Below are 19,997 nucleotides of genomic sequence, written 5' to 3'. Positions count from 1 at the left end.
TTCTTAGCCGCGCCGGAAGCGCTGCGCCAAGGAATTGACCACATCGGTGAGCTCCGTGTGGAGCCTTCGCACGAGGTCGGCCGCCGGTTCCGCCGTCGCGAGCGGATAGGTGGTGCCAGCCCACAGCGACATGACCTCCGGCTCACCGGTCGCCCGCACCGGCTTGGTGAGGTGGTGCACGTTCGGGTACGCGGCCGGCGCGTACGGCGTGTTCTCGATGAGGAACCGGTTCACGAGCCCTCGTGCGGGCCGTCCGCTGAACGCCCTCGTGAGCGCGGTCCTGCGATCCCCTTCGGCAAGCGCTTCCCGGTGCGCCGCAGCGGTTCCGGCCTCCGGGCAGCCCAGGAACGCGGTGCCGAGCTGCGCCGCGACCGCCCCCGCCGCCAGCACGGCGGCGACGTCGGCGCCGCTCATGAGCCCGCCGGTCGCGATCACCGGCAGGTCGACCGCGTTGCGGACGAGCGACAACGCGGCGAGCGTCCCGTACAGCTCGCCGCCGCCGGGCGAGATGCCGTCGTCGGTGAACGTGCCGCGGTGGGCCCCGGCGTCCGCGCCCTGCACGCACAGGACGTCCGCGCCGATCTGCTGGGCCTGCCTGGCCTCGCTGGGGGTGGTGACCGTGACGACGATCGTGGTTCCGGTCGCCTTGAGCCGCTGCACGTCGTCGGCGTCGGGCAGCCCGAACGTGAACGACACCACCGGAACCCGCAACGCGAGCACCAGTTCGAGCTTCCCGCCGTAGTTGTCGTCGTCCCAGCGCGGATCGCCGGGCACGGCCCCGATCTTCTCCGCGCAGGCCGTGACGCGGTCCACGTAGGACGAGATGTCGGCGGTCGGGCGCGTGCCGGGCACGAACAGGTTGACCCCGAACGGCGCGCTCGTGAGCCGGCTCGTCTGGTCGATCTTCTCCGCGAGCTGCTCGACGGTGAGGTAACCGGCCGCGAGGAACCCGAACCCACCGGCCTCGCTCACCGCGGCGACGAGCTCGGGGGTGGAGGCGCCGCCCGCCATGGGCGCGGCGATCACGGGCACGGCCAGCGTGTGGAACATGTGCACAACCTAGTTGGACCTGGCGGTGGATGCCCGGTAAAGCCCCTGTGTCCTTGATGACGCAAGGAAACAGGGGCTTCTCCGGCGGTTACGACGGACGGACCATCATCTAGGGCAGGGAGTCCAGATGAGGGGCGACCGTGTTGGCGAACTGCCAGTTGTTCGACGCGTCCCAGTTGATCGACCACGTCATGGCGCCGCGGATCGACGGCCAGGTCGTGCTCGGCTTGAACGTGCCGCAGTTGGTGCCGCGGGCGAGGCAGCTGAGCGCGTTGTTGACGTTCGCCGGCGACTGGTAGCCACCGCCTGCTCCGGACGGCGACGCGGGCAGCCCGAGACCGACCTGGTCGGGACGCAGGCCGTTCTGCAGCTGGATGCACGCGAGCGCGGTCAGGAAGTTGACCGTGCCCTGGCTGTAGACCTGCTGGTCGCAGCCGAGCATCGAGCCGGAGTTGTAGTACTGCATGTTGACGATCGTCAGGATGTCCTTGATGTTCAGCGCCAGCTTGAAGTACTCCGCGCCGGTGCTCTGCATGTCGATCGTCTGCGGGGCCATCGTGATCACCGTGCCGCCACCGGCGTGGATGCTGCGCAGCGCCTGTGCCATGTAGGTGGAGTTGACGCCGTTCTCGAGGTCGATGTCGACGCCGTTGAAGCCGTAGCCGGCGATCAGGGACTTGATGCTGTTGGCGAAGTTGGTCGCCGAGGTGGAGTCGCCGACGCTGATCGTGCCGTTCTGGCCGCCGACGCTGATGATCACCTTCTGGCCGCGGCTCTGCAGCGTCCTGACGTCGGCCTTGAACTGGGCGTCGGTGTAGCCGCCGAGCTGGCTGCTCAGGCCGGAGTCGAGCGTGAACGAGACCTGTCCCGGCGTGCCGGTCGCGTCGGCGAACGACACCGCCACGATGTCGTAGGTGGTGGGGACGTCGGACAGCCTGAGTGCGCGCGCACCGTTGTAGAAGTTCTGCCAGTAGCCCGTCAGGACGTGCTTGGGCAGACCGGTGTTCGGCGGATTGCTGGTCGTGGTGGTGGTGGTCGTTGTCGTCGTAGTGGTGGTGCTTGTGGTCGTTGGCGGCGTGCCCGGTCCGTCGAGGCTGACGTCGTCGGCGTAGTAGGTGGGCTGGCCGTACCAGCCGTGCACGTAGATCGTCACGCTGGTGGCGGCACCGCTGGTGAAGTCGACGGTGAGCTGCTGGAAGCCGTTCGTGCTCGGCGTCCAGGTCTGCTTCTCCACACCGCCCGTGACGCCGAGGTAGACGTAGCTGCCCTGCACCCACGCGGTCAGCTTGTAGGCCGTGTTCGCTTGCACCGTCACGGTTTGCTGGCATCGCGCGTTGCTCTGCCCGGCCGGCGCGCCCTGCAGTGCGTAACTGCCGGTGCGCTTCGTGCCCGTGGTGACGCTCGTGCCCTCCGAGCAGGTCCAGCCGCTCAGGTTGCCGGCCTCGAAACCGCTGTTGGCCGCGAGGTTCGCGGCGCTGGCGCTGCCGTTGATCACCAACACCAGACCGGCACAGGCGAACAGCGCGGACAGCAGCGCGATCGCTGCTCGTCTGGTCTTGGACATGGTCCACCTCCACACATCATGCGGCGGCCATGCTGTGAGTTGGACTAAAAATGGACTAGACCACTACCCTCGGTCAAGCATTGCACTGGTCATCGGATGTATTAGGCTGAGCGCGCCGCCGTGTTACCGAGGGAGTGACATGCGCGTACTGGCTGTTCTGGCTTTGTTGCTGGGGTTTGTGTCGCCCGCCAACGCTTCCCCCGGCTGGGTGGCGGCGTGGGGTTCCGCGATGCAAACACCCGTGACATCGGATGTCAGCGGCACCTCCTACACGGTTCGCAACGTCGTCCGGCTGACCGTCGGCGGCTCGACGGTGCGGGTGAGGCTCTCGAACGTGTTCAGCTCCGGCGATCTCACCGTCGGCAGGGCGTCCGTGGCCGCGGCCGGAACCGGTGCCGCGCTGGGAGACCAGGCCCGTCGCGTCACCTTCCGCGGTCGCGAGTCCGTCGTCGTGCCGCGCGGCGGTGAGGTGCTGTCGGACCCGGTGGCGTTGCGGACATCCGCCGATTCCTCCCTCGCCGTGTCGATCTGGGCCTCGTCGGCGCCGGCCGTGGCGACGTATCACCGCAGTGCGCTGGCCACGAACTACGTGGCTCCCGGCGACCACGCTGGAGACTCCGACGGTGCGGCGTTCACACAGAAGGTGTCGTCCTGGTACTACCTGTCCGAGGTGTCCGTGACCTCGCCCGTGCGCGGGTCCGTTGTGGCACTGGGCGACTCGATCACCGACGGGTCAGGCTCCACCGGCGGCGCACACCGCCGGTGGACCGACGTGCTGGCGTCACGGACGTCGTTGGGCGTGGTGAACTCCGGAATCTCCGGCAACCAACTCCTCCGCGATGGCACGTACGGCGTTTCCGGCATCGCACGGACGCCACGAGACGTGCTGCAACGGTCAGGCGTGCGGACGTTGATCGTGCTGGAGGGCATCAACGACATCAAGGCCAAGCCCGACGCCACGTTCGAGGAACTGCGCGACGGCTACCTGCGGGTGATCTCTCTCGCGCACTCCCGTGGCGTGAGAGTTCTCGGCGGCACCATCACGCCGATGGGCGGCTACGCCAACTACACCGACGCACGCGAGGCCGTGCGTTCCGCCGTGAACTCCTGGATCCGGACTTCGGGCGCGTTCGACGGCATCGTGGACTTCGACGCCGCCGTACGCGATCCCGCGCGCCCGGCGTGGCTGCGCGACGAGTACGCGCGACCGGACCGCCTGCACCTCACCGACGCGGGCTATCAGGCGATGGGCCAGGCGGTGGACCTCTCGCTGCTTTAGCTTGATGCGCGTGTTCACCCTCGCAGACGCCATCGCCATCGCCACCTCCGCGCACGACGGCCAGGTCGACAAGTCAGGCCGTCCGTACATCGGACATCCGCTCCGAGTGATGGCATCGGTATCGGGTGAACACGCGCAGATGGCCGCCGTTCTGCACGACGTCATCGAGGACACCTCGGTGACCGCCGCGGACTTGTCGTCGCGGGGATGCCCTTCGGCGGTCGTGGACGCCGTCGTGGCGTTGTCACACCTGCCGGACGAGCCGCAGGCCGACTACCTGCGCCGCGTGGCCGCGAACCCGCTGGCGGTGACCGTGAAGCGCGCGGACATCGCCGACAACCTCTCCCCTGCCCGCATGGCCCGTCTGGACGACGAGACGAGGGCCCGGCTGGAGATCAAGTACGCCACCGCGCTGAGGTTGCTCGACGAGTTCGTGAGTTAACTAACCTTCTTCATCGGTACAGGTCGCCTGAACAGGGTGTATTATCGATTCGTAACCAAGATTGGAAGGAAACGATGACCCGCCACGACCTGTCCGTGAAGTCCCTGCGCTCGAGCCTGGCGACCCGCCGCGACGCTCGACTGAAGCGCCGGAGCCTGGAGCGGCAGTTGGCCAGCTACACCTCCGAAAGCGACCGCCTCGAACTGGACGCCATCCTCGCCCGCCACACGGCCGAGGAGACGAGCGAGCTCCGTTCGATCATCAACCGTCAGGCGATGGACCGGCTGATCCGTTCCGCCTGACAGGGTTCATGTGTGGGCCACCCCGGCAGCGTTGCCGCGGGTGGCCTTTGCGTTTCCCGGCAACCGTGAACGAGTGCACCTCACGGCACGACGGCGCTAACGTCCGGCCATGCGTCGAACCCTTGCCACGGCGTTGGCCGTGCTCGCGCTGCTGCCGGTGCCCGTGGCGAAGGCCGACCGGGTGGTCACGGACTACCAGGACCCGCTCCAGGCGATTCCGGCGGTGAGCCGGCCGCCGACGAAGTCCTGCACTGTCACGGCGATGCGGCACACGTTCGCGAACTCCTACGGGCAGCCGTTCGTCGGCACGCTCGCGCCAGCACCGGAGTGCGCCGGGCCGTGGACGAAGGTCGTGCTGGACTGGACGGGCCGCAGCAAGGGACGCCAGTTCGACCGGCTCGCCGGGTTGTGGATCGGCGGGGCGGAGGTGTTGCGGACGTCGACGCCGGAGCCGGACCCGTCGGGCATCGTGTGGCATTTCGACCGGGACATCACGGCTTTCGCACCGCTGCTGACCAAGGCGCAGCCGTTCGTGGTGGATCTCGGCAACGTCGTCAACGACACCTACACCGGGCCGTTCGACATCGAGGTGACGATCACCTACTACCAGGCGACGACGAAGTACCCGGCACCCCGGCAGGCCGACGTCGTGCTGCCTCTCGCCGCCGACGCTCATCAACCCGGCTGGCAGTTCCTCAAAGACGGCAAGAACTTCACTCGCCAGGTCACCGTTCCGCCGAACACCGCGAAGCTGACCGCCGAGATCTACGCGCGCGGCGGCGGCTGTGAGGAGTTCTGGTGGTCGAACGTGCCGAGCGACCTCGCCGCCCGGTTCCCGGAAGCCGGACTGTGCGGTGGCGGAACGTATCGCGAGGTCGAGGTACGCGTCGACGGGCGGTCCGCCGGCGTGGTCGCCCCGTACTCGGTGATCTACACCGGTGGGGTGGCGCCGATGCTGTGGCGGCCGATCTCGGCCGTCGACGCCATCGACACACTGCCGTACACGATCGATCTGAGCCCGTTCATCGGCACGTTGACCGACGGGAAGCAGCACACGATCGAGCTGGTACCGCCGCGCGGGATCGTCGACGACTGGACGTTGGGCGGAAACCTCTTCGCCACCACGGATCCGCGCGTCCAGCGGGTGACCGGAACACTGACCCTCGCGGACGTACCCGCCGCGGAGGTCAGGACGTCCACGACCGGCACGGACCTGGACGTGACGATCAGGACGCAGGTGCGGCGAACCTGGCGGACCAGCGGCGTGATCAGGACGTCTCGCGGCACGCAGCAGGTCTTCTCCCAGGGCGCCTGGACGTTCGACAACACGACCTCACTCGCGGAGAAGGCGACCAGGCAGAAGACCGACCAGAACGTGAGGGGCACGTACTCGTCGAAGGGAAGGCTCGACGGGTTCGACTTCCCGCTCAACGTGGACGTCACGCAGAACATCGTGAACGACAACAACTACCGCATCGACGCGAGGGTCCACATGGGACGTCGCTTGTGGACGGTCGGCGAGGGGGCGAAGTTCAGCGACGACACCATCGACACGCAGGGCGGCTTCGGGCGGACCAACGGCGTCCTTTCCTACGCGGACGGGTCGTCCAGCGAACGCTGGCGCGGCACGGTGGACGGCCGCTTCTGCCAGCGCACGCTGAAGACCGAACACGGGTACGTGGTCTAGTAGAGACGCTTGACGGTGAGGACGTTGTCCTTGCGCGTCTCCTCCTGACCGTCCGGCCCGACCAGAGGCCGCTCGACCACCTCGTCGGTGATGACGATCCAGTTGTCCGTCAACGCGAGGTGGTCGAGCACGTCCTTGGTGGTCGGGAAGTAGTAGTGCTGGTGCTCCGACCACGACGGCGCCCCCGCGTGCCCGCCGATGATCAGGTGCCCGCCCGGTGCCACCGCCTGCGAGGCCCGCTTCAGGATGCTGTCGCGCTCCCCGTCCTCCTCCACCGGCGAGTGCAGGAACTGGGCGCTGACCAGGTCGAACAGCCCTTCGGGGAACGTCTCCTTGAGGTCGTGCCGCTCCACCGCGATCTCGACGCCCTCGTCGTAGGCGTGCTTCAGCGCCCGGTCCAGCGCCACCTGCGACACGTCCACGCCCAGCACCCGCCAGCCTCTCTTGGCGAGCCACACGGCGTCGCCGCCCTCCGCGCACCCGACGTCGAGTGCGCTGCCAGGCGTGAGGTGCTCGGCTTCCCGCACCAGCAACGGGTTCGGCTTGCCGGACCACACCTGGTCCCGCTCCGAGTAGAAGGACTCCCAGAACTCCTGTGCAGTCGTCATGCTCCCAAGATGCGCGCGGGCATGCCGGACTGGCAACTTACGTTGCCAAAGCGGCAACGACGGCAGCAGCCGGATGCCACGCCCGACCCGTTGGAGTCGCACGGTTTGGCATTGGACGTCAGACCAAGACCGGTCCACCCTGAACCTCATGGTGACTTGCGACCTGACGATCTCCCTCGACGGCTACTCCGCCGGACACAACCAGTCCGAGGACCGCCCGTTCGGCGACGACGGCGGCGACGGCTGGGGCAGCAAGCTGCACGCCTGGTACGAAGACCCCGCCGAACGCCAGTTCCAGCAGGACAAGTTGGCGCAGACCAAGGCGTTCATCATGGGCCGCAACATGTTCGGCCCGGTCCGCGGCGAGTGGGACCGCCCGTGGAACGGCTGGTGGGGCGACAACCCGCCGTACCACGCGCCGGTCTTCGTGCTCACGCATCACGCGCGCGAGCCGCAGCCGATGGAGGGCGGCACCACGTTCCACTTCGTCACCGACGGCATCGAGGCCGCGTTCAAGCTCGCGCGCGAGGCGGCGGGCGACGGCAACATCTCCATCCACGGCGGCGCCACCACCATCAACCAGTACCTCAGGGCCGGCCTGGTCGACGAGCTGCGGCTGCGCATCGTGCCGATCACGCTCGGCGCGGGCACGCGGTTGTTCGACGGCGTGCCGGCACTCGACCTGGAGCAGGTGGAGTCACGCGCAGGCCACGGCTTCACGCACGTGACCTACCGGGTGACCAGGTGACTACCTATCGCCCTTCGTGGCCATGCACGTGGGGACTGAGGCGTCACCGAGCCGGCGAAAGCTACTTGAGGGTGCCCAGCAGTTCAGCGGGCGAGAACCGCACCGGGAACGGCTTCGTGGCTTCGAACACGTCGTCGGCCTTGGCGACGACCGTCTTCTCGTACAGGCCGTCGGCGCCGAACTCGAACACGGTCGACGTCGGCACGTCCGGATCGATGACCCAGTAACTCGGCACACCCAGTCGCTCGTAGACCGCCTTCTTGGTGTTGAGGTCGTTGAGCGCAGTACTAGGCGACAGGATCTCGACGGCGAGCAGCGGAGCGACCGGCAACAGCTTGTCCGTGAGATCGCTGTCGCTGCACACCAGGAGGTCTGGCTGCACTTCCAGGGTGTGCGATGGCCGTACCGCGAACGGTGCCGGCAACACGTGCAGATCATCTGGGCACGAGGGATCCAGCTTGACCACCAGCTTCGCGACGATCTTCTGGTGCCGGGCACCCGGCGCCGGGCTCACCAGGAGCATCCCGTCGATGAGTTCGTATCGGTTGCCATCATCGGGCATGCCCTCCAGGTCCTCGACCGTAAAGGGACGCCCGTGCACGCCAGTCGCGTGTCAGAGGGGTATGACAGTTTCGGCCCAAATCCGGGCCTCGTCGGTCGCGCCACCCGATCGTGTGACGCGACCGAACACCAGGGCTACTTCTTGCCCTTCGGCTCCTCAGTGGACAGTGCGGCGACGAAGGCCTCCTGCGGCACCTCGACCCGGCCGACCATCTTCATGCGCTTCTTGCCTTCCTTCTGCTTCTCCAACAGCTTGCGCTTACGGGTGATGTCACCGCCGTAGCACTTGGCAAGAACGTCCTTGCGGATCGCGCGGATCGTCTCGCGGGCGATCACGCGGGAGCCGATCGCGGCCTGGATCGGCACCTCGAACTGCTGCCTCGGGATCAGCTCGCGCAGCTTCGTGGCCATGCGCGTGCCGTAGCCGTACGCGTGGTCCTTGTGCACGATCGCGGAGAACGCGTCGACGGCCTCGCCCTGCAGCAGGATGTCGACCTTCACCAGGTCGGCCTCGGCCTCGCCGGACTCCTCGTAGTCGAGCGACGCGTAGCCGCGCGTGCGGGACTTCAGCGAGTCGAAGAAGTCGAAGATGATCTCACCGAGGGGCATCGTGTAGCGCAGTTCGACGCGGTCCTCGGACAGGTAGTCCATGCCGCCCAGCATGCCGCGCTTGGACTGGCAGAGCTCCATGATCGCGCCGATGTAGTCCGACGGCGCGATGATCGTGCACTTGGTGACGGGCTCGTACACCTCGGCGCGCTTGCCCTCCGGCCAGTCGGACGGGTTCGTCACGACGTGCTCGGTGCCGTCTTCCATGATCACGCGGTAGACGACGTTCGGCGCCGTGGAGATGAGGTCGAGGCCGAACTCGCGCTCCAGGCGGTCGCGGGTGATCTCCAGGTGCAGCAGGCCCAGGAAGCCGCAGCGGAAACCGAAGCCCAGCGCGGCGGAGGTCTCCGGCTCGAACGTCAGCGCCGCGTCGTTGAGCTGCAGCTTCTCCAACGCCTCGCGCAGCTCCGGGTAGTCGGAGCCGTCGACGGGGTAGAGGCCCGAGTAGACCATCGGGCGCGGCTCGCGGTAGCCCGCCAGCGGCTCGGTGGCGCCCTTCTTCTCGGACGTGACCGTGTCGCCGACCTTGGACTGCCGGACGTCCTTCACGCCGGTGATCAGGTAGCCCACCTCGCCGACGCCGAGACCGCGCGACGGCTTCGGCTCCGGCGAGATGATGCCGACCTCGAGGATCTCGTGGGTGGCACCCGTCGACATCATCTTGATGCGCTCGCGCGGCGTGATCTTGCCGTCGACGACCCTGATGTACGTCACGACGCCGCGGTAGGTGTCGTAGACCGAGTCGAAGATCATGGCGCGTGCCGGGGCGTCCGCCTCGCCGACCGGGGCAGGCACCTGCTTGACGACCTCGTTGAGCAGCTCCGTGACACCGACGCCCGTCTTCGCCGAGACGCGCAGCACGTCCTCCGGCTCGCAGCCGACGATGTGCGCGATCTCCTTCGAGTACTTGTCCGGGTCCGCGGCGGGCAGGTCGATCTTGTTCAGCACCGGGATGATGGTGAGGTCGTTCTCCATCGCCAGGTACAGGTTCGCGAGCGTCTGCGCCTCGATGCCCTGCGCGGCGTCGACCAGCAGGATCGCGCCCTCGCACGCCTCCAGGGCGCGGGACACCTCGTAGGTGAAGTCGACGTGGCCGGGCGTGTCGATCATGTGCAGAACGTGGTCCTGCCCGTCGACCTGCCACGGAAGGCGCACGTTCTGCGCCTTGATGGTGATGCCGCGCTCCCGCTCGATGTCCATGCGGTCGAGGTACTGCGCGCGCATCGCCCGCTCCTCGACCACGCCGGTGAGCTGCAGCATCCGGTCGGCCAGCGTCGACTTGCCGTGGTCGATGTGCGCGATGATGCAGAAGTTCCGGATCAGCTCCGGCGACGTGAACGTCGTGTCGGCGAACGTGGTCAAGGTGGTCCTCAGCAGGAAATCGGACGGGTGTCCCCTTATGGTCCCATAGCTGCCGACGTGCTCCGCACCACTGGTCCGGCCCGGCCCCGCCGCACCGGCCCGTCGCACGTCACTCCGATGGCCGAAGCATAGCAAAATGACATGGGCTTTCGGCTCTGTGTGCGTAATGCCCTCCCCCAATAAAGTCGGGCGATGCCGCGCGAAAACGTTCTGGTCGAAGAAGTCAGCGAGCTGGCGACCGAGGCGCACGTGGAAACGCGATATCGCGCCGTGGTATTCCGGAGCGGGAGCACTGCCCGGCTGGATCTCGAGGATTCCAGGGCCACCGGCTGGCTGGCCGCGCTGGACGAGATGCGCGCGGCCGGACTGTCCGCCTACGTGGAGTTCGACCCCGCGACGGGAGTGATCACGGAGGTGCTGTGCCCGCTGCCGGTCGTGGTCGGTGAGCTGCGGGAACGCGACGACGGCGTGGACGTCGAACTGGTCGTCTCGCAGGCCCGGCACCGGCTGTCGCGCGGCAACCCCGAGTTCGGCGAGCTGCTGGCCGCGCTGCGCCGGGCGTACGAGAGCCAGGAGCCGGCACTCGTCACGGAAACCCTCGACGAGCACGAGATCATCGATGTCCGGCCTGACCCAAAAGTGCGCGCGGAAAGCGCGGAAACCGGTGAGAGCGGAGTTCTCGGCACACCGGTGACACTCGCCAGGGCGAACGAGATGTTCACTCTCGTCAACAACCGCACGGCGTGTTCGGCGAATCCGATTTCACCTGGAATTCCCTTCACCTATCCCGACGACGGGTGCTGGGGACGGGCGCACGAGATGTGCCGGTTGATGATCGGCGCCGGGGTGCAGCCGGACAAGGTGTGGATCTACGGCAACCTGCACGTGGTCAGCTTCAACAAGCCCGACTGCAACGTGTACTGGGGCTGGCACGTGGCACCGACGCTCACGCTCACGAGCGGTGAGACGTACGTGGTCGACCCGGCGCTCTTCCCGAACCCGGTGCCGCGGGCAACCTGGGCGTCCGTGCAGGGCGACCCGGCCGCGAGCCTGGTGCCGACCGGCGCCGACGTGTTCCACCGGACCTTCAGCGGCGGGCTCACGTTCGACCCGACGTACAGCCAGACGAACTCGGTGCTCGCGACGTACCGCGCACAACTGCAGCTCAGGGCCGCCGGGTCGAGCGGACCGCCGCCGTACGCCAACTGCCTGGCGCGGCCGCCGGGCACGCAGTGGTTCGGGACCGTCGCCGCCAACACGAGCCGACGGTGGTTCACCTTCGGCTGGCCGGCGAACTGGCACGTGGTGTGGACGATCATGCCGACCCTGATCTGCCCCGGCACACCGACGCTCTCGTGGTCGGTCGCGGTCGAACGGGCCAACGCCACCCAGGCCACCTACTGGATCACCGTGACCAACTCGAGCCCGCACACGGTCCGATTCGAGGGCCGCTACGACGTTCTCAGCACCTGATCGGGGGCACCGCCATGTGGACAGGAACGCAGTTCAGCGCAAGCCTCGCACCCAACACCTCGCACCGGTGGTTCACCTACGGATGGCCGGTCGGGTGGCACGTCGTCTGGTACGTCATGCCCACGTCCGCGGTGTCCGGCGCACCGCAGGTGGACTGGGACGTGGCCGTCGAGCGAGCGAGCTCTACCCAGTGCACGTACTGGATCACGGTCAAGAACCTGACCGCCGCCACGGTCACCTTCGACGGCCGGTTCGCGGTCCTTTCCTGACCACGTGAGGGGGCACCACGGTGCGCATCGTGATCGAGCTCGACGACACCGAGCGGGACGTAGTCATCAAGATCAACCGCGAGGGCGGGGCGGAGGTGATCAAGTCCGCCGAACCCGAGGCGCTCTCCGCGGGTCCGGCCGCCGCCGCGCCCGCCGCACTCGCCGAGGACGGAGGCACCACGGACGCCGGCCCCGCCCCGGAAAACCACTAAGGTTCCTCCGTGCTGATGAACGGTGAGGACCCCCGCCCGGCTCGCGGTGCGGTCCGGGAGATCTACGACGCTGCCGACGCCGCGAAGCTCGAGTACGAGCCCTCGATGGACGGCGACGCCGACCCCGGCGAGGTCGTCTGGGCCTGGGTCCCCTTCGAGGAGGACACATCGCGCGGCAAGGACCGCCCGCTGCTGGTCGTGGGCCGCGCGAACGGCGAGCTGATCGCGCTGATGCTCTCGTCGAAGGAGCCGCGCGACGACTACCTGGAACTGGGCTCGGGCGCGTGGGACCGCGACGGCCGCCCGTCCTACCTGCGCCTCGACCGGGTCTTCGCTCTGGACTCGGACGACGACATCCGGCGCGAGGGTGCCGTGCTGGCACCCGCCGCCTTCGGCCAGGTCGTGGACGCCCTACGCGAACGTCACGGCTGGCGCTGAACGAACGCACGCCACGCGGGTGCGCTGAACGTCAGCGTGCCCGCGTCGGCGTTCTTGGAGTCGCGAACAAGCACGTCCTGGGCAAATGAGACCTCGACGCACTCACCGTTCTCGGTCGCGTCGCTGTAGCTGCTCTTACGCCAGGTGCGGTCCTGAGACATCGAGTTCCCCTCGCGGTTGGCCGACGTACTCCGCCAGCTTGCTCCGCGATTGTCCCGCATCCAAAGCGACCTCATCCAGGTGGCCGAAGAGCAGCCTCGTCCGTGCGATCGCCCCCGGATCCTGCACGAACAGCTTCGCGAGGTCGGTCTCGCCGAAAGCGACCGGGTACGCCTTTTGATACTCCCAGAGCACACAGCCGGACGAAGGAACCACGACATGCGCAGGCACGATCCGGATGACGTGCGCGTCGAACAAGAGTCTGGCGTACTGGTCCTCCATGATCGAGTCGTCCCCGACCCGCAGCCGCAGGGCCGCCTCGTGGATGTAGAACAAGCAAGACGGCCGGTTGTGTCGCCGCAGGATCGCCTGCCGATCTATGCGGAACCGCACGAGGTTCGCGATCCGCTCCTCAGCCACGAAACCACCCAACCGGTACAAGGCATCGGCGTACTCGGGTGTCTGGAGCAGTCCAGGTACGCCGCTCGGGCTGTAACTGGTGATCGTCTTCGCGGTCGACTCAGCGAACGCGAGCGTGCGCAGGTCGTCGTGCACCCGCACCACGTACTCCTCGAAGGCGTTCTTGTAGCGGCTCCGGAAGTTCTCGAAGTAGTCGATGTCCTTGCCGCACATCGTCAGGAACTGCACCAGATCGATCTCGCTGGCGCGCGCCTTGCCCTTCTCGATGTTGGTCACCTTGCTCGGGTGCCAGCCCAGTCGCATCGCCATCTGGGCGCCGCCCAGGTCGGTGCACGTCTCCCTGATGCGGCGCAGCTCGTCACCCAGAGCCCTGCTGCACACCGTCGCTGTGATCACAGTCATAGGTCCGACGCTAGGCCTTGCCCCGCCTCCAATGAACAGGCTCGTTCGGGTGAAAACCGTCAGGCGAGCCGCGTGATCTCGACCGTCACTTCCAGCGCGGTAGCCGCTCCTCCGGAGTAAATCCCTTTCAACGGCGCCACATCCGCGTAGTCACGCCCGAGCGCGACCCACACGTGCCGGGGCCCGACCGGGATCGCGTTGGTCGGGTCGTACCCCCACCACCCGCCGGTCCACGCCTCGATCCACGCGTGCGACTCACCGCGCACCGTCTCTCGCGGCGCACCGTCCTTCTTCGTGTGCAGGTATCCGGACACATAACGCGCCGGAATCCCCATGCCGCGCAACAACACCAACGTCAGATGCGCGAAGTCCTGGCAGACGCCCTTGCGTTCCTGCCACGCGTCCACGGCCGAACTGTGCACACCGGTCGACCCGGGCTGGTACTTCAGCTGCTCCCACACCCACTCGGAGGCAGCCAGCACGGCGTCCGACGGCGAGTTGCCCTTCTTCAGCTCCCGCGCCTTGGCCAGCAGCTCGCGGTTGCGGGGCGTGTAGCGCGTCGGCTCCAGGAACTCCGTGTAGCGGTCGACGAGGTTGTCCTCGCGCAGGTCCGCCCACGAACCCGAAGTCACCGGCTCGATCTCGGAGCTGGTCTCCACAACCGACGACGCGACGACCTTCAGCTCGGTGTGCGGCGCGTGCAGGTCGAAGGAGGTGACCTCCGTGCCCCAGTAGTCGGTGTACCGGTACGCACGGGTGGCCGGGTTGGTCTCGATGCGCGAGACCACCACGTTCTGCTTCCGATCCCCACGCGGCGTCAACCGCGCTTCGTTGTACGACTGCACCACTGGCGCCTCGTACCGATAGCCCGTCGTGTGCACAACACGCACTCGCCAGCTCATAGGTCAGCCCACCTCGGTGTTCGTCCAGGCGACCCACGGCGCCGAGTGGAAGTACTGCTGCGACACGGCCTCGCCGACGTCCCGCACGGTCTTCTGCAACGCGGCCAACCGCTTCGGCAAGTCGGGCAGCAAATCATGCGGCCGCAAGAACTCCAGGTCACTGCGAGCCTTGCCGAGCAACCGCAACGCCTCCGCCCGCGCGCCGACCCGCACCGACGGCTGGTTCTCCAGCTGCTCCAGACACGACTCGGCCTGCCGTAACGCGTGGAACACCGACCGCGGGAACAGCCTGTCCAGCAACAAGAACTGCACCACCCGCGACGCGTCCAACGCCCCGCGATAGGTCCGCAGATACGTGTCGTGGGCGCCGGCCGACCGCAAAACCGTTACCCAGCCAGGAGAAGAAGCCTTGTCGCCGACGCGGGCGAGGAGGAGCCGCACGATCATGTCCACGCGCTCGACGGACCGCCCCAGCACCAGGAAGCGCCACCCGTCGTCCCGCGACATCGTGGAGTCGGCCAGCCCGGCGAACATCGCCGCCCGCTCCTCCACAAAGCTGAAGAACGCGTGCGGCCCCATCGCGCGCGCGTAGGTCTGCCGTTCCGCGACGGCGTTCCACATCGCGTTGAGACACTCCCACATCTCCGTCGACACGACCTCGCGCGCACCACGGGTGTTCTCGCGCGCACTGTTGACGGAGCTGACGATCGAGCTGGGGTTGTCCTTGTTGTACGCCACCAGTTCGGTCAACGACCACACGTCGAACTGGTCCGCGCCCACCGGCGGTGTGATCCCCAGAACCGTCAGCAGCTGCCGCGAAGTGGCGTCCGGGTCGACCGTCGCGTCTTCGAGCAGCTGATGCACAGACACATCCAGGATGCGCGCCGTGTCGTCCGCCCGTTCGACGTAGCGGCCGATCCAGTACAGCGACTCCGCGTTGCGTGCCAGCATTTCGCGCGCCTCCCTACTGCTGCTGTTGCTGTTGCTGGGACGTGGTCAGCTCCGGCCCCTGCTCGGCGACCGCAGCCTCCATTTCGGACGGTCCAGCCAGTCCGGGCTCCGCCAGCTCGCGTTCCTGCGTCGACGACTTCGCCGCCAGCACCCACGTGTCCTTCGACCCGCCACCCTGCGACGAGTTGACCACGAGGCTGCCCTCCGGCAACGCCACCCGCGTCAACCCACCGGGCAGCACGAAGATGAAGTTGCCGTCGTTGACCGCGAACGGCCGCAGGTCCACGTGCCGCGGCGCCAGCTTGTCGCCCACCTTCGTCGGCACCGTGCTCAGCTGCACCACCGGCTGCGCGATCCACCCGCGCGGGTTGGCCTTGATCCGCTTCCGCAGCGAGGTGAGCTCCTTGGCACTGGCGTCGGGCCCGAACACGATCCCGTACCCGCCCGACCCCTCGACGGGCTTCACGACGAGCTCGTCGAGGTGGTCGAGCACGTGCGCCCGCTCGTCCTGCAGCCAGCACCGGAACGTGTCGACGTTGGGCAGCAACGCCTTCTCACCGAGGTAGTACTGCAGAATCTCCGGCATGTAGGTGTAGACGAGCTTGTCGTCCGCCACCCCGTTGCCCACGGCGTTGGCGATGACGACGTTGCCCGCCCTGGCAGCGTTCAACAGCCCCGCGATGCCCAGGACCGAGTCCGGCCGGAAGTGCACGGGATCCAGGAAGTCGTCGTCGATGCGCCGGTAGATGACGTCGACCTGCCGCTCACCCTCGGTGGTCCTCAGGTACACGAAGTTGTCACGGCAGAACAGATCCCGCCCCTCGACCAGCTCCACACCCATCTGCCGCGCGAGCAACGAGTGCTCGAAGTAGGCGGAGTTCGCCAGACCGGGCGTGAGCACCACAACATTCGGATCCGCCGCGTTGGGCGCCGCGGCGTTCCTCAACGACCTCAGCAGATGCACCGCGTAGTCACCCACCGCGCGCACGCGATGCCGTGCGAACAAGTCGGGGAACACGCGCGCCATCGTCCGCCGGTTCTCCATCACGTAACTCACCCCGGACGGACACCGCAGGTTGTCCTCGAGCACCCGGAACGTCCCCTGCTCGTCCCGCACGAGGTCGACACCCGCGACGTGGATGCGCACCCCGTTGGGCGGGTTGATCCCGGCCGCCTCCCGGTGGAAGTGCTCGCATGACGTAATGAGACGCCGAGGCAACACTCCATCCCGGACGATCTGCGCGTCACCGTAGATGTCCGCGAGGAACATCTCCATCGCCCGCACCCGCTGCACGATGCCCCGTTCGAGCTTCGCCCACTCACTGGCCGTGATGATGCGCGGGATGAGGTCGAGCGGGAACGGCCGCTCCTGACCGCTGAGACTGAACGTGATGCCTTGGTCGACGAAGGCCCTGCCCAGCGCCTCGCTCCGCGCGTTCAGCTCGTTGACCTGCGACGGAGCGACCGACTCGTACAGCGCGCGATAAGCCGATCGCACCCCGTTGTCGGTGGAGAACATCTCGTCATAGGCGCCGGCATGCGGCCTTTGAGGGTTCAGATAGCCGTTGAACAGCTCACCGAGCCTCGGCGTGGTGACCGTGCGGCTGCGGCGCAGTCCTGAGGTGCGGGCTCGGCGGCGTTCCATGGTCCACATCTTCACCCCTGTTACGCCGATCGCGCACTAGTCAGCCCAGACAGAAACCTCCCAGAAACGAAACTCGGTACTTTCCAGCCGTGAGTTCTCCCGATCCAACACCGCGGATGAGCCTGGACCGCGTCATCGAGCTCGGAGCACCCATCACCGCGATCGCGGTCAACCGGGAGGTCCGGGAGGATCCGCTACTGAAAGTGTCGCTGGAGGGACGGTTCGAGGTCATCGTCCACGCGAACACGGGTGCGGAGTACACGGGCGGGCCCAGGGAGTACTGGCATGCCGCGCGCTCGGGCCAGTTGTCGACCAACGACGGCAAGGTGATGGCGCTTGGTCCGGACATCACCGTCCGCGGCGTCGGGGGCGCACGCACGCTGAGAGGGCACCGCGACGACATCGCGACACTCGGACTGTGCCCATCGGACGGCGATCCGCTGCTCATGAGCGGCGGCGGCACGATCAAGCTGTGGGACCTCCGGACCGGCGAACAGCTCCGCATGGGTCTACCGGGTGGGCAGACGACCGTGCTGCTCGGCTACCTCGGCTCCGACGGTCTTCCGAAGATCGCCTCCGGTGGACCACGAGGCCTGCTGCACATCTGGGACCCGCAGCTCCCCGTACCTCCCAGAACCGGTCCGGTGTCGACTCGGGGGTTCAGCGACCGGGTGGCCACGGAGGACTTGCTGGACCGGTCGGCGCTCGTGACCGCGCTGACCGAGGTGCTGACAGCGGACGACGGTCCGACGGTGATCACCGTCGAGGGCGCGTGGGGTTCAGGCAAGAGCACCGTGCTGGAGTTCGTGCGGGGCAAGCTGGCCGGCGAACTGGAGGAGGCGCCACGCGGACGGAAGCTCACCGTGTTCGGCGCGGATCGAATGCTCTACCGCCCGCCGGTCCAGGCCACTCTGCCGAAACCACCGAACAAGTGGCTGACGACGTCGTTCAACCCGTGGCGGCACCAGTCGAGCGAACAGGTCTGGGCGGGAGTCGCCCAAGCCGTGGCATCGGCAGCGGAGCCGGCGATCATGCCCGACCGGAACGCCAAAGACCGGTACTGGTTCGCGAGAAACGCCCACAAGGTGGATCGCCGGCACCTGCAGCGCCAGCTGTGGAAGCGGATCCACTCACCGCTGCTGTCGTTCGCCGGGCTGGGTTTCGGGCTGTCGCTGCTGGCGCAGCTGACCAAGTTGAACGTGCCGTGGGCGTGGGTCGCGACGGCCGCGCTGGCTGTGCTCGGCGTGCTGCACACCGGAAAGCGCTACTTCTGGGACAGGGCTTCGGCGTTCCTGCCGGGAGAGCTGTTCGCGGGACCGGTCGCGAGCAACGCTTTCTCGGGCCCTGCCACGGATCCGTTGATCCGCGATCCGTACTACCACGCCAAATCCGGTTATCTGTACCTCGTGCAGCACGACGTCAAGGCGTTGCTCACCGATCTCGGCACGCATGGTTACCAGGTCGTGCTGCTGATCGACGATCTCGACCGGTGCACACCGCGGACCACAGCTCAGGTGTTCGAGGCGATCAACGTGTTCCTCTCGGACGATTTCCCGGCCACGCGCTTCGTGCTGGGTGTCGACGCGTCGGTGGTCGCGTCCCATGTGGACCACGCCTACAAGGAGCTCGCCGACGCGAAAGTCGTTGCGCACCCGGACGATCCGAGTCCTGGATGGACATTCCTGCGCAAGCTCGTCCAACTCCCGGTGCGACTGCCACGCACCACCGAGGACAACGCCGACCGCTTGCTGGAGGCCCACCTCGGATTTGTCCACGGTGAGCAGCCGGTGCCACCACGTGGGGTGGACGTGCGATGGACGCCAGACCTGGAGATCGAATTGAGCGAGCTGGCCGCCCACTTGATCCCGTCCCCCGTCGAGAAAGTCGAGAGGGTGATCATCGCGATCGAGCGGCACGCCGACGTGCGTGAGCACCTGCGGCGCCGGCTCCGAGCGCAGCCGGAGCAGTCGGTGCGCGAGGAGAAGCGGCTGCTGAACGTCTGGCAGTTCTACCTGCGAGTGCTGGCTTCGGCTGACGTGAAGCAGGCGTGCCACCTGGTCGCCGTAGCCGAGATCGCGGTCAGATGGCCCGCCTACCTGCACCGCCTCCGTGGCGGGTGGCAGGACCTGGCCAACGCGGTCGACGACGACGTCCGGTGGGGCGCGACGATCGCCAAGCTCGGGTTCGCCTACTCCGACCGGAAGGCTGCGGCGAACCTGCGCGAGTTGCTTCGCGACTGCGATGCGCAAGCGGTTGCGGGGCTGGCGGACAGGTTGTTCTAGAGGCGGACCTTCAGGACCTTGCCCGAGGCGTGCGTGACGAACATCGTGCGCGTGCCCGGTTCGAAGCGTGCGGCCGTCGGGTTCTTGCTTGATGAGTTCGCGGCTCGTGTGGGCGGTGACGTAGGGCTTGCCGTCGGGGCCCACGGCGAGGTCGTCGAGGTTCTTGTCGGGGCGCCCAGGGCGGACCAGGATGCCCTGGCACCGCACCCGCGACATCGTCGAGCAGACCCTGATCGTCCAGGCCCGCGCCCACGTGCGGCAGCACCTGCGCGAACCCGACCTCTCCCCCGCGACGATCGCCGCGGCGCTCGCGATCTCACCGCGTCACCTGCACCGCGTCTGTGCTCACGCCGCCTGCGGCTGGAGCAGTGGATCAGCTGGCCCATCCGGCTCACGGCACCTATCCATCGGCATGATCGCCCGGCGCTGGGGTTTCAAGGATCCGACCCACTTCACGCGTCGTTCCGGAACGCGTTCGGCGTGCTGCCCAGCGAGTGGCGCCGCAGCGCCGGACAACTTTTTCAGCCATGAAAAAGGCCCTGCGGGGAGTCGCTTTTGGCAACTCGACCCGCAGGGCCACATTAAGTTCGGCGGCGACCTACTCTCCCACACCGTAACCAGTGCAGTACCAT

General features: G+C 67.5%; 20 protein-coding genes and 1 pseudogene. 11 read left to right on the top strand and 10 right to left on the bottom strand.

Annotated features, from left to right (window positions below; genetic code table 11):
- Positions 1-3: 3 nt before the first annotated feature.
- Positions 4-1,050, bottom strand: a complete 1,047-nt coding sequence (locus JOD27_RS38245) for a nitronate monooxygenase (RefSeq protein ID WP_204767251.1) — start codon at positions 1,048-1,050, stop codon at positions 4-6.
- A gap of 109 nt (positions 1,051-1,159) precedes the next feature.
- The gene (locus JOD27_RS38240) at positions 1,160-2,614 is read right to left on the bottom strand and encodes a chitinase (protein WP_204767250.1); all 1,455 of its coding nucleotides are present in this window, start codon (positions 2,612-2,614) and stop codon (positions 1,160-1,162) included.
- 139 nt (positions 2,615-2,753) lie between these two features.
- Here JOD27_RS38240 and JOD27_RS38235 point away from each other — a divergent pair, with 139 nt between their 5' ends.
- From JOD27_RS38235 to JOD27_RS38220, 4 genes are all read left to right on the top strand, one after another.
- Positions 2,754-3,893 (top strand): SGNH/GDSL hydrolase family protein, encoded by a 1,140-nt coding sequence (locus tag JOD27_RS38235; protein WP_204767249.1) that lies wholly within the window; start codon positions 2,754-2,756, stop codon positions 3,891-3,893.
- 10 nt (positions 3,894-3,903) lie between these two features.
- A complete protein-coding gene (locus JOD27_RS38230; protein ID WP_204767248.1) occupies positions 3,904-4,335 on the top strand; it encodes an HD domain-containing protein in 432 nt (143 codons plus the stop codon).
- A gap of 74 nt (positions 4,336-4,409) precedes the next feature.
- Positions 4,410-4,637 (top strand): hypothetical protein, encoded by a 228-nt coding sequence (locus JOD27_RS38225; RefSeq protein ID WP_204767247.1) that lies wholly within the window; start codon positions 4,410-4,412, stop codon positions 4,635-4,637.
- Between the two features lie 109 nt (positions 4,638-4,746).
- Positions 4,747-6,324: a peptide-N4-asparagine amidase gene (locus JOD27_RS38220; RefSeq protein ID WP_204767246.1), complete on the top strand. Its 1,578-nt coding sequence runs from the start codon at positions 4,747-4,749 to the stop codon at positions 6,322-6,324.
- Here the strand turns inward: JOD27_RS38220 and JOD27_RS38215 are convergent.
- Entirely contained in the window at positions 6,321-6,932 is a 612-nt protein-coding gene (locus JOD27_RS38215; RefSeq protein ID WP_204767245.1) for a class I SAM-dependent methyltransferase, read from the bottom strand. The two genes, JOD27_RS38220 and JOD27_RS38215, sit on opposite strands and share 4 nt — an antisense overlap.
- A 148-nt stretch (positions 6,933-7,080) precedes the next feature.
- Here JOD27_RS38215 and JOD27_RS38210 point away from each other — a divergent pair, with 148 nt between their 5' ends.
- Positions 7,081-7,680 carry a dihydrofolate reductase family protein gene (locus tag JOD27_RS38210; protein WP_204767244.1) on the top strand — a complete coding sequence of 200 codons (600 nt, stop codon included), beginning with the start codon at positions 7,081-7,083 and terminating at the stop codon, positions 7,678-7,680.
- Between the two features lie 61 nt (positions 7,681-7,741).
- On the opposite strand, the gene JOD27_RS38205 is transcribed toward JOD27_RS38210, so the two are convergent.
- Positions 7,742-8,281, bottom strand: a complete 540-nt coding sequence (locus JOD27_RS38205) for a Uma2 family endonuclease (protein ID WP_307830573.1) — start codon at positions 8,279-8,281, stop codon at positions 7,742-7,744.
- 95 nt (positions 8,282-8,376) lie between these two features.
- Positions 8,377-10,212 carry a translation elongation factor 4 gene (gene lepA, locus JOD27_RS38200; protein ID WP_204767242.1) on the bottom strand — a complete coding sequence of 612 codons (1,836 nt, stop codon included), beginning with the start codon at positions 10,210-10,212 and terminating at the stop codon, positions 8,377-8,379.
- Positions 10,213-10,404: 192 nt separating this feature from the next.
- Here lepA and JOD27_RS38195 point away from each other — a divergent pair, with 192 nt between their 5' ends.
- Genes JOD27_RS38195 through JOD27_RS38180 form a run of 4 tightly spaced genes read left to right on the top strand, consistent with a single transcriptional unit; the run spans position 10,405 to position 12,604 of the window.
- Entirely contained in the window at positions 10,405-11,685 is a 1,281-nt protein-coding gene (locus tag JOD27_RS38195) for a protein-glutamine glutaminase family protein (protein ID WP_204767241.1), read from the top strand.
- 14 nt (positions 11,686-11,699) lie between these two features.
- Entirely contained in the window at positions 11,700-11,954 is a 255-nt protein-coding gene (locus tag JOD27_RS38190) for a hypothetical protein (RefSeq protein ID WP_204767240.1), read from the top strand.
- A gap of 29 nt (positions 11,955-11,983) precedes the next feature.
- Complete coding sequence (locus JOD27_RS38185; protein ID WP_204767239.1) at positions 11,984-12,166, top strand: hypothetical protein; 183 nt, start codon at positions 11,984-11,986, stop codon at positions 12,164-12,166.
- Positions 12,167-12,181: 15 nt separating this feature from the next.
- Positions 12,182-12,604, top strand: coding sequence for a type II toxin-antitoxin system PemK/MazF family toxin (locus JOD27_RS38180; protein ID WP_204767365.1), 423 nt, complete (start codon positions 12,182-12,184; stop codon positions 12,602-12,604).
- On the opposite strand, the gene JOD27_RS38175 is transcribed toward JOD27_RS38180, so the two are convergent.
- Genes JOD27_RS38175 through JOD27_RS38155 form a run of 5 tightly spaced genes read right to left on the bottom strand, consistent with a single transcriptional unit; the run spans position 12,589 to position 17,083 of the window.
- Positions 12,589-12,765 (bottom strand): DUF397 domain-containing protein, encoded by a 177-nt coding sequence (locus JOD27_RS38175; protein WP_204767238.1) that lies wholly within the window; start codon positions 12,763-12,765, stop codon positions 12,589-12,591. The two genes, JOD27_RS38180 and JOD27_RS38175, sit on opposite strands and share 16 nt — an antisense overlap.
- Positions 12,740-13,585 (bottom strand): helix-turn-helix domain-containing protein, encoded by an 846-nt coding sequence (locus JOD27_RS38170; RefSeq protein ID WP_204767237.1) that lies wholly within the window; start codon positions 13,583-13,585, stop codon positions 12,740-12,742. The genes JOD27_RS38175 and JOD27_RS38170 overlap by 26 nt, the downstream gene beginning before the upstream one ends.
- Before the next feature lie 59 nt (positions 13,586-13,644).
- Positions 13,645-14,487 carry a transglutaminase family protein gene (locus tag JOD27_RS38165; protein WP_204767236.1) on the bottom strand — a complete coding sequence of 281 codons (843 nt, stop codon included), beginning with the start codon at positions 14,485-14,487 and terminating at the stop codon, positions 13,645-13,647.
- A gap of 3 nt (positions 14,488-14,490) precedes the next feature.
- Positions 14,491-15,438, bottom strand: coding sequence for an alpha-E domain-containing protein (locus JOD27_RS38160; RefSeq protein WP_204767235.1), 948 nt, complete (start codon positions 15,436-15,438; stop codon positions 14,491-14,493).
- Between the two features lie 13 nt (positions 15,439-15,451).
- Positions 15,452-17,083, bottom strand: a complete 1,632-nt coding sequence (locus JOD27_RS38155) for a circularly permuted type 2 ATP-grasp protein (protein WP_239570909.1) — start codon at positions 17,081-17,083, stop codon at positions 15,452-15,454.
- 89 nt (positions 17,084-17,172) lie between these two features.
- On the opposite strand from JOD27_RS38155, the gene JOD27_RS38150 reads away from it, so the two are divergent.
- Both JOD27_RS38150 and JOD27_RS38145 read left to right on the top strand, forming a co-directional pair.
- Complete coding sequence (locus tag JOD27_RS38150; protein ID WP_204767234.1) at positions 17,173-19,365, top strand: P-loop NTPase fold protein; 2,193 nt, start codon at positions 17,173-17,175, stop codon at positions 19,363-19,365.
- 190 nt (positions 19,366-19,555) lie between these two features.
- A pseudogene (locus JOD27_RS38145) lies at positions 19,556-19,997 on the top strand (hypothetical protein); the annotation flags it as partial.

This window comes from Lentzea nigeriaca, from assembly GCF_016907955.1.
In the GTDB taxonomy this organism is placed as follows: domain Bacteria; phylum Actinomycetota; class Actinomycetes; order Mycobacteriales; family Pseudonocardiaceae; genus Lentzea; species Lentzea nigeriaca.
The sequence above is the reverse complement of the archived record's forward strand: the minus strand, read 5'-3'. Positions and strand labels throughout refer to the sequence as shown.

Excerpts from the sequence above, each read along its gene's own strand:
- JOD27_RS38170 (WP_204767237.1), bottom strand. The coding sequence starts at position 13,585 with ATGACTGTGATCACAGCGACGGTGTGCAGCAGGGCTCTGGGTGACGAG.
- JOD27_RS38165 (WP_204767236.1), bottom strand. The coding sequence starts at position 14,487 with ATGAGCTGGCGAGTGCGTGTTGTGCACACGACGGGCTATCGGTACGAG.
- JOD27_RS38245 (WP_204767251.1), bottom strand. The coding sequence starts at position 1,050 with ATGTTCCACACGCTGGCCGTGCCCGTGATCGCCGCGCCCATGGCGGGC.
- JOD27_RS38220 (WP_204767246.1), top strand. The coding sequence starts at position 4,747 with ATGCGTCGAACCCTTGCCACGGCGTTGGCCGTGCTCGCGCTGCTGCCG.
- JOD27_RS38215 (WP_204767245.1), bottom strand. The coding sequence starts at position 6,932 with ATGACGACTGCACAGGAGTTCTGGGAGTCCTTCTACTCGGAGCGGGAC.
- JOD27_RS38240 (WP_204767250.1), bottom strand. The coding sequence starts at position 2,614 with ATGTCCAAGACCAGACGAGCAGCGATCGCGCTGCTGTCCGCGCTGTTC.
- JOD27_RS38175 (WP_204767238.1), bottom strand. The coding sequence starts at position 12,765 with ATGTCTCAGGACCGCACCTGGCGTAAGAGCAGCTACAGCGACGCGACC.
- JOD27_RS38195 (WP_204767241.1), top strand. The coding sequence starts at position 10,405 with ATGCCGCGCGAAAACGTTCTGGTCGAAGAAGTCAGCGAGCTGGCGACC.
- JOD27_RS38235 (WP_204767249.1), top strand. The coding sequence starts at position 2,754 with ATGCGCGTACTGGCTGTTCTGGCTTTGTTGCTGGGGTTTGTGTCGCCC.
- JOD27_RS38160 (WP_204767235.1), bottom strand. The coding sequence starts at position 15,438 with ATGCTGGCACGCAACGCGGAGTCGCTGTACTGGATCGGCCGCTACGTC.
- JOD27_RS38225 (WP_204767247.1), top strand. The coding sequence starts at position 4,410 with ATGACCCGCCACGACCTGTCCGTGAAGTCCCTGCGCTCGAGCCTGGCG.
- JOD27_RS38190 (WP_204767240.1), top strand. The coding sequence starts at position 11,700 with ATGTGGACAGGAACGCAGTTCAGCGCAAGCCTCGCACCCAACACCTCG.
- JOD27_RS38155 (WP_239570909.1), bottom strand. The coding sequence starts at position 17,083 with ATGGAACGCCGCCGAGCCCGCACCTCAGGACTGCGCCGCAGCCGCACG.
- JOD27_RS38210 (WP_204767244.1), top strand. The coding sequence starts at position 7,081 with ATGGTGACTTGCGACCTGACGATCTCCCTCGACGGCTACTCCGCCGGA.
- JOD27_RS38180 (WP_204767365.1), top strand. The coding sequence starts at position 12,182 with ATGAACGGTGAGGACCCCCGCCCGGCTCGCGGTGCGGTCCGGGAGATC.